Source organism: Paenibacillus sp. R14(2021) (assembly GCF_019431355.1).
GTDB lineage: Bacteria > Bacillota > Bacilli > Paenibacillales > Paenibacillaceae > Paenibacillus_Z.
In genome coordinates this window covers 2139134-2151723 of sequence record NZ_CP080269.1, presented here as the reverse complement: position 1 = coordinate 2151723, position 12590 = coordinate 2139134, and the positions used below count along the sequence as shown (strand labels likewise).

Genomic DNA, 12590 nt, shown 5'->3' with positions numbered 1-12590 from the left:
ACACATGTATCCTCTCGGTATAGAATGGAGTGGAAGCAAGCTTCATTAGGATTATAATTGGCGGGGGAGTGGAAAAGAAGCGTAAGTTTGCTCCGGCTGTTAGCCGATTCGATTCGTTAACCTCATACAAACAACCCGGAGCACTGATGCGTCCGGGTTGTTTGCTGTTCGCTGCAAAGCTAGCGATTATACGGAACCATATACCTTCATGCCTCGCGGCTGGCTGCCCCGATCGTCCGGCTCGAGCGTAATGCCGACGGCGTCGAAATCAAGCCCGTCTCCCTTGATCGGCATGGCCAGCAGACCAATGCCGCGATCGCTTGCGCCGATGCGGAAGGTGCCTGCGCTGCTTCGCTTGCCGTCCTTGATCAGCCATACCTGGTAAGCCTCGCTGCCGGTCGTCGCCGCGGCTCCGAAGATGTAAGTGACGAATTGCTTGCTGTGCCCGTTATCCACGATACAGGCTACGCCTGATGAATCGGTGGCTTCAGGCGTCTTGGACTGCAGCTTCACCAGGTGGGTGATTTGAGCTGCCGAGACGGACAAGGCCTCTTCGATCGGCAGCGGCGCATGGTTCTGCTCGCTCCGAAGCTGGATATTCCAGAGCGATAGCAGCAAAATGACTGCGGCAGCGGCCGAGAATAAGGCGGCCGCCGACTTGCGCCCGAACCATGGGCGGCGTGCAACGGCCGCGGCCTCTGCCGCTGGCAGCGGACGGCTATTGCTGCCGTTATCCGCACGCTTAACTTCCGCAGTTAATGCGGCATCCATGACTTGCTGCTTCAAATCGACAGGCGGTTCCATCAGTTCCATATGTGCAGGAAGTGCCTCCCAAACGAATCGCAGCTCTTCAAGCTCCTGCTGGCAGCTGGCGCAATGGGGGAGATGACGTTCGAAAACAAATTTATCTTCTTCGCTGCATAAGCCAGCCAAGTAGTCCAGACTGTGTTCGCAAGCCGGCAGCCGTCCACGTTCCGTCATCCCGTTCCCTCACCTTCAGCACATAGATGTCTGCGCAAGATTTTCAAAGCTTGATGAAGCCGATTCTTAACCGTGCCCAGCGGTTGATTATAAATCGCCGCGAGTTCGCTTAACGTATAGCCCTGCCAATAGAAATGCTCCAGCAGCAGAATCTGCTGCTTATTCAAGTGGCGGTAGGCGGTTCGAATTTGTTCTTTGACGAATTGATGCTCCACCAGAACGTCCGGGGACAAGTTACGCTGGTCCGGAATACGTTCGAGATCCTCCCGGAGAAAATGGACGATGCCTACATTGTCCCGCCGCCGCTTCCGCAGCAGGTCCGTGGTTAAATTACGCACAATGGTCAGCAGCCAGCTGGTAAACTTGCCCTTGGCGGGGTCATAGTCCGATTCCGTCGTCCACAGCCTGAGAAAGACAGACTGTACGATATCTCTGGCTGCCGGTTCTTCCTTCAGCGACTTCCACGCGAAGGAATACACGAGACTCGCATACCGGTCGTAGAGGGCGGAGAGCGCGGCATGCTGTTTGCCTTTGATGAGCAGCATCAGTTCGTAATCCGACAGGTTCTGCATTCCGACACCCTCCAGACAGGCATGTAATATGATTCTCATTGTATCAGAAGCAGCGGGGGCCAGCTGATATTTCTTGCGGGAGCCAGCACTATTTTGTAACCGTAACGGTACCCTTCATCGCCGGATGCGGAGAGCAAATATAGCTGAAGCTTCCCGCAGTCTCAAACTTCACTGTCTTGGAAGCGTCCTTTGCCAGCAGATCCGTGTCGAATACTTGATCAACGGAGGTCGCGGAATGCTTCACATCGTCTCGGTTAATGAAGGTCACGCTGTCACCGGCTTTAATATCAAGCGTGGCAGGCGAGAAAGCGAAGTCGACGATTTCAACGACATAGGTTTTCGGCTTCGCTGCCTTGTCGTCCGCGCCGGCGGCAGGTGAAGCGGGCGGCTTGCTGCCTTGAACAGGCTTAGCTCCGCTGTGCCCGGCCGATGTATGCGGCTTGACTGCACCCGTGCTTCCGGACTTGACGTCATCATTGTCGCTTTTTTTGCCTCCGCCTTTCGTATCCTTGCCCGTGTCTCCTGCGGGTTTGTCGTCCGTATGCGTGTCTTCCTTGACTGGGGAAGATGAAGCGCCGTTGCCCCCGGTTGGTCTGGAATCGTCGGGTTTCGAGGTTGGATCATCGGATGCGGCATCAGGGTCGCCGGCCGGTTTGACGTTATCGGATGCGTCATCCGCCTTTTTACCGCCGGCATTAACGCTTGTATTGGTGCCTGGATCGGCATTGGCTGCTTGCGAATTATTCGGTTCATTCTGTTTTGGTTCATTGCCTGCCGTATTGCCCGAAGTATCGGCTGTATTACCGCAAGCCGAGAGCAGCAGCATGAGTACAAGGAGGAGGAAGCCGAACCCGCGCAGCCGCAGTCGTGAAGCCGGTTGTTGTCGTTGTGCGCTCATTCTAGTCACTCTCCTATTTAACAATAATTTGACCTGTCATGAATTTCTTGTGCGGCACGCAGAAATAATCGTAAACACCAGGTTTGCTAAGCGTGATGGTGTAGCTGTCACCTTTGGACAAGAGCGGTGTGGCGAAGCTGCCGTCCACATCGACGGCGTTATGCTGCATATCGTCGAAATTGGTGAACACGATGCTTGAACCGGCTTCGACCGTCAGCGGTCCGGTCCCGAACGAGTATTCTTTAATGTCTACGTGGTAGGTTTTGGCCACCGGCGCGGTTGTGCCTGAGAAGGTCGCAGGATTCACAACGAACCAGACTTGGTTCACGTCTTGGCCAAGCGTATCGCCGTGGGCTTTGTCCTTGACGAAGTAATAGAGCGGATAGCCCTTGAACGTAGATTGCTGACTGCCGTCCGAGCGGGTAATCGTTCCCCAATCGGCAGCGGCTATGCCCGTCGGAACGGAAGTGCCTGCCGCATGGTAGGCTGGCCAATTGGCCAAGCATGTTCCTTCGCATACGCTCTTGCCGACGGTATCCTTGTCAAAATAGTATAGCGTCCGGCCGTTCGCATCCGTTAAGTAATTGCCGAGCGCAGCGGATGTGCCGAGCATCGCGGCGTAATCCGATTTGGCCGCGAACCATACGCCGCCGACACCTTCGCCGAGCGTATCTCCGGGCTTTTGGTCCTTCACGAAGTAATAGAGCGGCCAGCTCTTGTACGTTGTCTGTTCCGTGCCATCCGGGCGCTTCAGCACGCCGAAATCACCTGCATTAAGCGCCGCCGGAATTTGCAAATCCGTCGCATGGTAGATCGGCCATGCCTTCAGGCAGTCGCCCGTGCAGCTGTTCAAATCCGCTGCGTCTTTCGTAAAGAAGTACAGCGTGCGACCTTGTTTGTCTGTGAACAATGTACCGAGCTTAGCATCCTTATGAAGTCGAAGGCGTTCGCCGGTAGGTAGAACTGCGGAAGCCGGGATAACACCTCTCTCCTGCAGTTTTCCGAAGAAGCTTGCACCGTCCTTCGCGGATGCTGCCAATGCTTCAATTAGCGCCGTAGCGATATGCGCGTTCGTAATGGCGGTGGCGCCGGCAATTTGATCAAGTCCCTTGCCTGCGGCAAACGATTCGGTCGCAGCATACGTGAAATCCGTACCGGAGCGGAAGCCGAGCGCTTCAAGCAGCACTTTGTACAGCTGTTGGGAGCTGATCGGCTCAAGCGGAAGGAATTTGCCATTGCCCATGCCGTTCCAGCCGAGCTCCGGATGATCCTTCAAGTAGCCGAGCACGGCTTGATTGCCTGCGCCGACGGAAGCGGCGTCTGCAAAATTAGCCGAGCCTTTATAGGCCATGGCTTCCGTTAGATAACCTTGCAGACGCAGCGAGATGATCGCGGCTTGCAAGCGCGTCGCGGATTTGCTCAAGTAACTTTCCGATACGCCGCTTCCGTCGCCGAGCAGCAATCCCAGTTTCGCAGCGGTCTGCCCATCCGTGGTGACGGAGGCAGCATTATCCTCCGCGGCTGCGTTAATCGAAGGGATCAGCAAGGCGGCGCATAATAGCAGCAGGATCAAATAAAGGCCAAAACGTCGTTTTTTCATGTTCGTTCCTCCTTGTAATGGGTCATCCTTTAGAGGTAACGAACAAAAGCCGCAGGCGGTTTGATGGTTTTAAGAAAATTTTGGGCGAACTGTTTGCCGGCTGCTCAAATGACAAGGATTAACAATCAGCGGGCGGCTTGACCTGAAGTATAGTTCAGGTTGTACGATACGTTCTGCAAGGCCGCAGCGCGAATGGTTATCCGGGACGAGGAGGTCAATCGTGGAACATACCTATGCAATCGCGGATATTTCCGAGAAAACGGGTCTCAGCATTGATGTTATCCGTTATTACGAGAAGATTGGCGTACTGCCTGCCATTCAGCGCAAGGAGAACGGGCGCCGGGTGTATTCGCAGTCAGATCTCAACCGGTTCACGTTCATTACGCATCTGAAAAGGACGCAAATGCCGCTGAAGGAAATCGAGCGGTACATCCGCTGCTATAATGAGGGGCAATTCGAAGCCTGTTACGGCGTGCTGCATGAGCATAAGCTCAGAATCGAGCAGGAAATCAAGGATCTGAACAGCTCGCTAGAGACGCTGGTTTACAAGCTGGGCAATTTCCAGACGTTAATCAATAAGAAGGAGTAAGGAGGAGGGGTATCGTGCCGCATACGAGATCATATGAAACGACATTGCAAGCCCCCATTCCATCGGGCTATGGGAAAGAAACAACAGCGCGGGAAGCGCTAGGAGGAAGGGACTTGCACGGAAGAACCGCCATCGTAACCGGAGGCTATTCCGGTCTTGGTCTTGAGACGGTCCGTGTTCTGGCTGAAGCCGGTGCGGCGGTCATCGTGCCTGCGCGCACGCCGGACAAGGCAGCAGAGGCATTAGCAGGTATTCCGCGAGTAGAGCTGGAGTCGATGGATCTCCTGGATCCCTCTTCGATTGATGCCTTCGCGGCGCGTTTTATGAAATCGGGGAGACCGCTTGATATCCTCGTGAACGGAGCAGGCATCATGGCTGTTCCCTTCGTCAAGGACGTCCGCGGCTATGAATCGCAGTTTGCGGTCAATCATCTAGGACATTTTCAATTGACGGCTAGACTCTGGCCTGCTCTGAAGCAGGCTGGTGCGGCCCGCGTCGTGTCCGTTTCTTCGCGCGCGCTCCGCTTTGGCGGCGTTGATTTGGAGGATCCGAACTTTGAACGTCGGGTTTATGAGAAATGGCTCGCCTACGGTCAATCCAAGTCGGCGAACGCGTTGTTTGCGGTCGAGCTGGACCGGCGCGGTTATGCCTTCGGCGTTCGCGCGTTCTCGGTTCATCCCGGCGTCATCGTGACGGACTTGAGCCGTCATTTGTCGGATGACGAGATGCGCGCAATGGGCGCGCTGGACGAACAAGGGCGCCGCACCGCGTTCGATAATAGGCGCGAATTCAAGACGGTCGAGCAGGGAGCTGCAACCAGCGTATGGTGCGCGGCAAACATGCAGCTGGATGGACGCGGCGGCGTGTATTGCGAGGATGTCGATATCGCAGGGCCCGTATCTGCGGATGAGCCGCAGGGCGGCGGCGTATCGCCCTGGGCGACAGATCCTGACCTGGCAAGCCGATTGTGGCGGCTGAGCGAGGAAATGACCGGCGTGAAATTTTTGTAATAGGATAATGAATTGACAGTGGAGGTTGATCATGACAAACCTAAGCCAACCAACAGCTCAACTGCCCATCTCGTCGGGTTTTGGACCCAGAACAACAGCGCAGGAGGCGCTGGGCGCACAAGATCTGACCGGCAAGATTGCAATCATTACCGGAGGTTATTCCGGTCTCGGCCTCGAAACGGCCAAAGTTCTGGCTTCTGCGGGAGCAACGGTCATTGTTCCTGCTCGAACGCTTGAGAAGGCCCAAGCGGCTTTGAGCGCTATTCGCGGCATCGAGCTTGAAAGCATGGACCTCATGGATCCGGCATCGATCACTGCCTTCGCCAATCGTTTCCTGGACTCAAAGCGGCCTTTGCATATGCTGATCCATGCCGCGGGGACTATGGCGAATCCGCTCGGCAGAGATTCGCGCGGCTATGAATCTCAGCTGTCCACGAACCATCTGGGACATTTCCAACTAGCGGCACTGCTCTGGCCGGCATTGAAAGGCGCGAGTGGCGCAAGAATCGTTGCTGTCTCTTCGCGCGGACATCAAATCAGCGGCATCGATTTTGAAGACCTGAACTTTGAGAGCCGTCCCTATGACAAGTGGGTTGCATACGGCCAGTCCAAGACGGCCAATGCCTTGTTTGCCGTAGCAATGGACAAGCGGGGAAGAGCGCATGGCGTTCGAAGCTTCTCCGTTCACCCTGGCTCTATCGTAACGGATTTGTCGCGGAACTTGTCCGACGATGAGATGCGTGCCATGGGTGCGTTGAACGAGCAAGGGGAACGGGCATTTGCCGAATTCAACGACGAGTTCAAAACCGTCGAAGAAGGAGCGGCAACAATCGTATGGTGCGCAGCCAACCGTCAACTGGATGGTATGGGCGGCGTATACTGCGAGAACGCGGACATCGCCGTACCGACAGAGAATTTCTACTCGCCGGGCGTATTTTCTTGGGCGACCGATGCAGAGCAGGCAGAGCGGCTCTGGCATATAAGCGAGCAGCTTACCGGATTGAAATTCAACGTCTAAGCGGTATTAAACAATCATGACCGTTCCGCAATAAACTAACCTACCGCTCAGATACCGCGTCGTTCTTGCGCCTATGTCAAGAGATGGCGCCGAACCCAGTTGTCAAGGATTCGGAATTGCTTGAGGGTAATAGCAGTGAGGAAGAGGAGCAGCCCTTAGCGGGCCGCTCCTTCTTAGTGTGTGATGCTGGCAATCGAAATGAGAGCAACTGCAGGCCGCATTAATATTGCCCCGCACGGTTTCGCTTTAAGCGGACGCTGTAAATATAATGCTTCGCATATGCCAATCCGAGCGAGCCGTCTACGGACGTTTGAATCCCGAAGTAGTGTTCGCGCATAAAGTGATCTATGGCTTCGCGAAATGCGTTCGCTTCATAAGACGGCATGCCGAACGCGGCTTCAAGCTGCGTCATCGGGTAAGCGGGCTCCAGCACGCGCAGCTCATGATGGGCTTCCCCCGGAATAGAATAGAAATGATACGTTATGCCGTTTCGCTCAAATTCAAGCATATACGCGCCATCGAAAGGGACGATACGAGTGGTATTGGTAATTTGAACGAAAGGAAAAGGGCCGGCGGCTGCCATGAAGGCGGACCATTGCCGATTGATTTTGTCCAAATACACGGGCGTAAACCTCCAGGAATGAAGAAGTAACGCTAGTGTTTCCTGAATCGCAGGATGGCAGAGGCTGCGGCAGTGGTAAACATTTCAATAGGGTATTTACAAACCGCTGGTCGGTATGTACAATGGAGGCAATAGATACATCTGAAAGGTGACATTCCGAATCGAGAAACGACAGGGGGACAAGAATATGACGGGTTGGCTAGTTGTTCATTTCATTGGCGTGCTGCTGTTTCTGGGCAATATCATTACGGCGGCTTTCTGGAAGGTGCGTGCGGAAATCGGGAAGAATCCGACGGTCATTCACAGTACCGTCCGAAATGTCATGGTCGCGGATTATGTCTTCACGGTTCCAGGCTTGCTGCTCATTATCGTTTCCGGTGTGTCCATGGCGGTCCAAGCCAAGCTGCCCATGTATGGTTTGAATTGGCTGACAGTTTCGCTGCTATTGTTTGCCGTTACGGGCTTGATCTGGCTGACGCTGCTTATCCCGTTGCAGCGGGCGATGATCCGCCACAGTGCTGCTTCGGTCGAGAAGGGCGCAGTTACGAGCGCTTACCGCCGCGCATCGAGACTATGGGATATATTTGGCATTGCTGCTACGCTGCTGCCGCTCGTTATTTTGTATTTCATGGTATCGAAAAACTTCTGAGCTTGCTTGAAAATTGAATTTCGAACATAAGCTGTACCATGTTTGTATTCAAGTTACCAATGGCCGGCCCTCTGAGAAGAGGGCCATTTTGTATAACAAGATCTATTATTCGGTTGTACTCTTCCATTCATTTCGGTAACTGTAATCCCAGCCATTACCAATTACCGGTGTTTGCTGGGGGTAGCTGCTCGGCGTCGAATGGCGCTGCTGGTAGCCGACGGCGGCGCTCATGCTGTATGACTTCGCTGGCGCAGCTGTTGACGCACCGGCGACTGAGGCGGGTTTGCATTCGGCGGGCGGACTAATAATGACAGTGCCGTGGATCGGGGCAAGCGTATCCTCGACTTTGTCTTCGTTCAGGCAATAGGCGTAAGCAAATACGTTAGCGGGCGTCAATCGGAGAATGTCGGAACCGAAAATCACATTCGCTACCTGCGCATCGAAAATGGCTAGGAAATGGGTATGGTCAACCGTGGCGATATCATAATGCCACCAGCCTTGCGGGACGTTCACGACTTGCCCGGGCTTTGCAGGGAAATGCGTCAGCTGATTGGTAAACGGATTAAGGATGGACACGACGCCGGCTCCAGAAATGCAGTAAATAAGCTCGGAGCAGTTCGGATGATAATGCGGTTCGACGAGGCTGCCCGCGCTTAAGAAAACATCGAGCAATGAGTAATTGCCGAGTGTATTTAATTGGTTGATGTTAAGTACGTTAATATAATTTCTTGCGTCTTTCTTAAAGAACAGATTGTTCTTCAAATCACTCGTAAACTGAACCGTCGGCGAAGCGAAGTTCATGGTTGAGGGGGCCACATTGTTCCCTGCCTTTCATGTCGTAGGCTTTAGTCTATGCCATATCGTATGAAGCCGCTCAGGCAGGCGTGAGAGCTAATTTCTCGCCATAATAACGAACAATCCCGCTCATACTAGGAAATGGACGCAGCGGTCAAGTCAGCCCTGCAGAAAGAGGCGCACGATGAAACTCTTGCAAACCAATAAACGCGCTGCCCGTTGGATGCGGCTGGCGGCGATTATCATTGGAATCAGCGTTTTTCAGATTGGGTCGATACCGGCAATCGAAGCGGAGCCTCGCTTTCATCCAGATGAACAGGCGGCTTTCATTCGAGGCGGAGCGTTATGGGACAAAACGAACGAACGAGAACGCCAGCTAACCGAAGCAGGAATCACAGCTCGTAATCCGGCTTGGTCTTCGGACGGCCGCTATATTGCCTATACCCGCGGAGAAGACGAGCGGGGGCTGTGGCTGCTTGAGCGGCAATCGGGGAAGAGCCATCTGGCAGCCCCAGACGGCGGTAGACAGTTCCAATGGTCGCCGCTTCACAATCAGCTGGCTTACAGCAAGGAGGAGAAGCTGTTTGTCGTCGGGGTTGAAGAGGGGGCGGAGCCGATTGAGGTTGCATCAGCTATAGGGAGCTTCAGCTGGCTGCCGGACGGAAGCGGGTTTCTTGTCTCGTCCGCGGCGGAGCTGCTTCCTGACGGCTGGACACCTGTCGTGATCAGCCGCATTCTACTGCAGCCCGGGTCGGCCGATCCTGTTCAATCCGAACAGCTTCACGTGCTACCCAAACAGATCAACGAACTGATTGTCGTTGGAACAAGCCGTTTCAAGTGGTCGGCTTCAGGGCGCTGGATTGCATTTCTTGCGATGCCGACAGCCTCCTTATCGGCGGATAGCAACACATTATGCGTGCTGTCCGCCGACGGTAAACAGTTAATTACGTTAGACCAGATGGCTAAGAACGAGCAATGGTTTCAATGGTCTCCGGCTGGCGATCGATTGGCGAGCGAACGGCTTGCCTACATCGGCGGAATAGGAAGGGAGGCGGTCTCGAATAAACAATTGATCGTAACCGCCATTCCTGAACTGCGAAAGGTTAACTATACACCGGCAGGGTTCGTGGATCAGAGCTTGGCATGGTACGGCAATCGGGAAATAATCGTCTCAAGGGCTAAGGCGCAGGCATGGTCCAGCAATCCGCAGTTAAGATCGAGGCCATTTTTAACAATTGTCCATACAGGAAGCGAAGGACAGCGGCGGATCACGAAGCCGGCCGCAGGCTGGGGGGATTACAATCCCGTTTCATTGTCGGCGTCTTCCTTATCTTGGGTCCGATCGAATCGTGAATCTGCCGATGTCATGTTGGCTGCTGCTTCGGGCGGCTTGCATGCCGTGCCTTGGATTAAGAAAATCGACCTGGGGACCAATTTCTATGAACAGTGGAATTGGGAACCTGTTCTTCAATTTTATGTTAAACCGCAGAAATAGGCATAAATTCCTCTCCTTCCTGAATCCGAGGTCGGAGGGGAATTGGTTTATCTGAGTAAATCCGTCATTTTTTATACGGGAATGTCTTGATTAATATATGGGAATGTCTTAAATTTAGGTAAGATGGACAAGGCAGGTGATCGTTTGATTAAGGCTCTGAAGGACTACCGGGAAAGAGCGGCAGAGCTGGGTGGGGAAACGGAAAGATTGGTTCTTGATTTAGTGACGGAAATCGAAGATCTGCGTAGTGAATTGGCTGGTCAGAAGCTGCCTGCGCTTCTTGGAAGTACGGAGGTGGCGGAACGGCTCGGCATCGATTCCCGAAACATGCACCATAAGAAACGAACGAAATTTTTCCCGCAGCCCGCAGTGACTGTCGGTACCAGGCCTTTCTGGCTGGAACGGGATATCGTTGAATATAAAGTGAAATCCGATGATTGGCGGAAAAACGATTGACTCGCGTGATTACTACAAATTAGCTTTACTCTGTCGGGACGGTGGAATCTTGAGTTTCTTTTCCTTTATGTTTTTTTCAACGCTGGAAGGCTTGGCGATTTATGCGATGGCGCTTTATATTTTTAGATACGACTTCAGGCGTTTCATCTGGCATTCGCTTGTGATCATCGAGCTTATTAATCTTCAAAACTTCCTGACAAGAGAAGAAATTGCATCTTTATCCTACATAGCGCCTATCGTCAATTTGATTATCACCGTACTCTTCTTAAAGATCATCGCGCGAATTCCGTTGATCGGAGCATTGATTATGACCGCAGTCGGATATGCGGGGTTCATACTCATCCAAGCGACGCTTATCAATTCACTCTTCTCGATGCAGATTATTCAAACCAATCCCTCCAAGGCGCATCTCGTGCAGCTGTTGACAGGAGTAATCGGCACTTTCGTCGGTTGGTTTATATATAAGCAGGGCTACGGCTATACGAAAGATTTCGAGAAGCTTCGTTTTGAATGGGAGCACATGCTTGTTTTTGTTATGATTATCGCGTTCATGGTTTTTCTGGGCGTTATGATGTACTTCTTGAACGTGGTAGGCAGCTTGATTGGTTTTTTTGTTTCACTTGTCATTCTATTATTGTATGCTCTGAGGAAAGAGAGGGAGCCGGATTGATAGAAACGTTGTCGTTGAAGATCGCAACCGTCATCAAAGCAAAGGCTCCGGATCATCCAGCAAGCGTAAATGTTTTGAAATATTCGGTCTCGTTCTTGCTCAATACGGTTTCCATTGTGCTCCTCGCGATTGTGACTGCTTTCATCACAGGGAAAGTCGAGGAGACGTTCATTGCGCTAATTTCCTTTGCTTTGCTGCGGCAAGTTTCAGGCGGATATCATCTGAAATCAGGCATGCTTTGCATCACGGTCTCAACGGGTGTCATCATTCTGCTATCTTTTTCCACATTTTCAACCGCAGTTAATCACCTCTTACTCGCGCTGGCTTTTATACTTTCGCTGATTTATGCGCCGGCTCAAATTGAGAAACAGACCCGTATCCCGTTAAGGCTGCGGGAAAAGGTTATCTGGGGCCGCCCAGCCTATTATTTTATCCTCAAGGTAATCTCTCTTCTCCTCATTTTACTTGGTTACTTTTATGGAAACTCAGTCATTGCCGCTTCGTTTTTCGTACAGGCAGTATTGTTAATTCATAAAAGGAGGTGAGAAAACAATGAAGAAAAATTTCTTTTTCGTCCTGGCAACTGCATTAGCTTCGCTTGCGGTCGTAGTCGTGACAACGGCTAGCTGGGCATTCATCCACCAAGAACCTACACCTGAGGAACTGAAGTAATTATTGCAGGAGTTGGTTAGTATGGAATGCAATTATCTTTCTCTCTCGAAGGATAAAGACGGCAAATTGGGTCTCATGCAGGTTGAAATCAACCAGATCCTGTTTGCGCTCTACGACGGTATCGATAACAGAATCATTGTCCACACCATTGAAGGTACCTTTTACACGATGGGCACCTTGAAGTTTTTCACGGAATCGCTGAATGCGACCGGATACCATTTCAGAATTTGCGACCGAAACAGCACCGTTAACGTCGACAGAATCGTTTATCTGGAACCAAACAGCAAAATGGCTTTCTTCGAATGGCCGACAACGAGCAAATCGAAGAGATGCGCCATCTCCGGCGAGAATTTCAGGAAGCTTATCAAAGAATTGCCTGGAACACACACATCCTTGGCTTTCGGCTGACAGCGGTACATATTCATACGTGTTTCATAGAGGACTGCGCCCGTCTCGGGTGCAGTCCTTTTTAATGGACTCTGTTCCTATAAGAAAGGAGCTGCCGAATAATCAGCAGCTTCTTAAAGTAAGGTGCTGGTGAATCAGGATAAAAGTATAATCGT

General features: G+C 52.4%; 16 protein-coding genes. 10 read left to right on the top strand and 6 right to left on the bottom strand.

The window, feature by feature from the left end:
• Nucleotides 1-186: 186 nt before the first annotated feature.
• The 4 genes from KXU80_RS10205 to KXU80_RS10190 all read right to left on the bottom strand — a co-directional run bounded on the left by KXU80_RS10205 (nucleotide 187) and on the right by KXU80_RS10190 (nucleotide 4051).
• Nucleotides 187-981, bottom strand: a complete 795-nt coding sequence (locus KXU80_RS10205; RefSeq protein WP_219838075.1) for an anti-sigma factor — start codon at nucleotides 979-981, stop codon at nucleotides 187-189.
• On the bottom strand, nucleotides 978-1553 hold the full coding sequence (locus KXU80_RS10200) for an RNA polymerase sigma factor (protein ID WP_219838074.1): 576 nt from the start codon (nucleotides 1551-1553) through the stop codon (nucleotides 978-980). Before KXU80_RS10200 ends, KXU80_RS10205 begins: the two co-directional genes overlap by 4 nt.
• An 88-nt stretch (nucleotides 1554-1641) precedes the next feature.
• Nucleotides 1642-2451: a cupredoxin domain-containing protein gene (locus tag KXU80_RS10195; protein ID WP_219838073.1), complete on the bottom strand. Its 810-nt coding sequence runs from the start codon at nucleotides 2449-2451 to the stop codon at nucleotides 1642-1644.
• Between the two features lie 13 nt (nucleotides 2452-2464).
• Entirely contained in the window at nucleotides 2465-4051 is a 1587-nt protein-coding gene (locus tag KXU80_RS10190) for a plastocyanin/azurin family copper-binding protein (protein WP_219838072.1), read from the bottom strand.
• Between the two features lie 220 nt (nucleotides 4052-4271).
• Here KXU80_RS10190 and KXU80_RS10185 point away from each other — a divergent pair, with 220 nt between their 5' ends.
• The 3 genes from KXU80_RS10185 to KXU80_RS10175 are packed head-to-tail and all read left to right on the top strand — an operon-like array spanning nucleotide 4272 to nucleotide 6668.
• Nucleotides 4272-4640: a MerR family transcriptional regulator gene (locus KXU80_RS10185; RefSeq protein WP_219838071.1), complete on the top strand. Its 369-nt coding sequence runs from the start codon at nucleotides 4272-4274 to the stop codon at nucleotides 4638-4640.
• Between the two features lie 14 nt (nucleotides 4641-4654).
• Nucleotides 4655-5650 carry an oxidoreductase gene (locus tag KXU80_RS10180; RefSeq protein ID WP_219838070.1) on the top strand — a complete coding sequence of 332 codons (996 nt, stop codon included), beginning with the start codon at nucleotides 4655-4657 and terminating at the stop codon, nucleotides 5648-5650.
• A 31-nt stretch (nucleotides 5651-5681) separates the two neighbouring features.
• Nucleotides 5682-6668, top strand: a complete 987-nt coding sequence (locus KXU80_RS10175; protein WP_219838069.1) for an oxidoreductase — start codon at nucleotides 5682-5684, stop codon at nucleotides 6666-6668.
• Nucleotides 6669-6888: 220 nt separating this feature from the next.
• Here KXU80_RS10175 and KXU80_RS10170 read toward each other — a convergent pair whose 3' ends face one another.
• The gene (locus tag KXU80_RS10170) at nucleotides 6889-7290 is read right to left on the bottom strand and encodes a hypothetical protein (RefSeq protein ID WP_219838068.1); all 402 of its coding nucleotides are present in this window, start codon (nucleotides 7288-7290) and stop codon (nucleotides 6889-6891) included.
• Nucleotides 7291-7477: 187 nt separating this feature from the next.
• Here KXU80_RS10170 and KXU80_RS10165 point away from each other — a divergent pair, with 187 nt between their 5' ends.
• Nucleotides 7478-7939, top strand: coding sequence for a DUF2269 family protein (locus tag KXU80_RS10165; RefSeq protein WP_219838067.1), 462 nt, complete (start codon nucleotides 7478-7480; stop codon nucleotides 7937-7939).
• 105 nt (nucleotides 7940-8044) lie between these two features.
• On the opposite strand, the gene KXU80_RS10160 is transcribed toward KXU80_RS10165, so the two are convergent.
• Nucleotides 8045-8740: a cupin domain-containing protein gene (locus KXU80_RS10160; RefSeq protein ID WP_258171345.1), complete on the bottom strand. Its 696-nt coding sequence runs from the start codon at nucleotides 8738-8740 to the stop codon at nucleotides 8045-8047.
• Between the two features lie 178 nt (nucleotides 8741-8918).
• On the opposite strand from KXU80_RS10160, the gene KXU80_RS10155 reads away from it, so the two are divergent.
• The 6 genes from KXU80_RS10155 to KXU80_RS10130 all read left to right on the top strand — a co-directional run bounded on the left by KXU80_RS10155 (nucleotide 8919) and on the right by KXU80_RS10130 (nucleotide 12435).
• Entirely contained in the window at nucleotides 8919-10229 is a 1311-nt protein-coding gene (locus KXU80_RS10155; RefSeq protein WP_219838065.1) for a TolB-like translocation protein, read from the top strand.
• 144 nt (nucleotides 10230-10373) lie between these two features.
• The gene (locus KXU80_RS10150) at nucleotides 10374-10685 is read left to right on the top strand and encodes a hypothetical protein (protein ID WP_219838064.1); all 312 of its coding nucleotides are present in this window, start codon (nucleotides 10374-10376) and stop codon (nucleotides 10683-10685) included.
• Nucleotides 10663-11355, top strand: coding sequence for a hypothetical protein (locus KXU80_RS10145; RefSeq protein WP_219838062.1), 693 nt, complete (start codon nucleotides 10663-10665; stop codon nucleotides 11353-11355). Before KXU80_RS10150 ends, KXU80_RS10145 begins: the two co-directional genes overlap by 23 nt.
• Nucleotides 11352-11900 carry an accessory gene regulator B family protein gene (locus KXU80_RS10140; protein WP_219838061.1) on the top strand — a complete coding sequence of 183 codons (549 nt, stop codon included), beginning with the start codon at nucleotides 11352-11354 and terminating at the stop codon, nucleotides 11898-11900. Before KXU80_RS10145 ends, KXU80_RS10140 begins: the two co-directional genes overlap by 4 nt.
• A gap of 7 nt (nucleotides 11901-11907) precedes the next feature.
• Entirely contained in the window at nucleotides 11908-12027 is a 120-nt protein-coding gene (locus KXU80_RS10135) for a cyclic lactone autoinducer peptide (RefSeq protein WP_219838059.1), read from the top strand.
• 21 nt (nucleotides 12028-12048) lie between these two features.
• Entirely contained in the window at nucleotides 12049-12435 is a 387-nt protein-coding gene (locus KXU80_RS10130) for a LytTR family transcriptional regulator DNA-binding domain-containing protein (protein ID WP_219838058.1), read from the top strand.
• Nucleotides 12436-12590: the final 155 nt, after the last annotated feature.

Coding starts and splice junctions, on each gene's coding strand:
- KXU80_RS10135 (WP_219838059.1), top strand. CDS start 11,908: ATGAAGAAAAATTTCTTTTTCGTCCTGGCAACTGCATTAGCTTCGCTT.
- KXU80_RS10195 (WP_219838073.1), bottom strand. CDS start 2,451: ATGAGCGCACAACGACAACAACCGGCTTCACGACTGCGGCTGCGCGGG.
- KXU80_RS10155 (WP_219838065.1), top strand. CDS start 8,919: ATGAAACTCTTGCAAACCAATAAACGCGCTGCCCGTTGGATGCGGCTG.
- KXU80_RS10165 (WP_219838067.1), top strand. CDS start 7,478: ATGACGGGTTGGCTAGTTGTTCATTTCATTGGCGTGCTGCTGTTTCTG.
- KXU80_RS10160 (WP_258171345.1), bottom strand. CDS start 8,740: ATGAACTTCGCTTCGCCGACGGTTCAGTTTACGAGTGATTTGAAGAAC.
- KXU80_RS10130 (WP_219838058.1), top strand. CDS start 12,049: ATGGAATGCAATTATCTTTCTCTCTCGAAGGATAAAGACGGCAAATTG.
- KXU80_RS10205 (WP_219838075.1), bottom strand. CDS start 981: ATGACGGAACGTGGACGGCTGCCGGCTTGCGAACACAGTCTGGACTAC.
- KXU80_RS10200 (WP_219838074.1), bottom strand. CDS start 1,553: ATGCAGAACCTGTCGGATTACGAACTGATGCTGCTCATCAAAGGCAAA.
- KXU80_RS10190 (WP_219838072.1), bottom strand. CDS start 4,051: ATGAAAAAACGACGTTTTGGCCTTTATTTGATCCTGCTGCTATTATGC.
- KXU80_RS10145 (WP_219838062.1), top strand. CDS start 10,663: ATGATTGGCGGAAAAACGATTGACTCGCGTGATTACTACAAATTAGCT.
- KXU80_RS10175 (WP_219838069.1), top strand. CDS start 5,682: ATGACAAACCTAAGCCAACCAACAGCTCAACTGCCCATCTCGTCGGGT.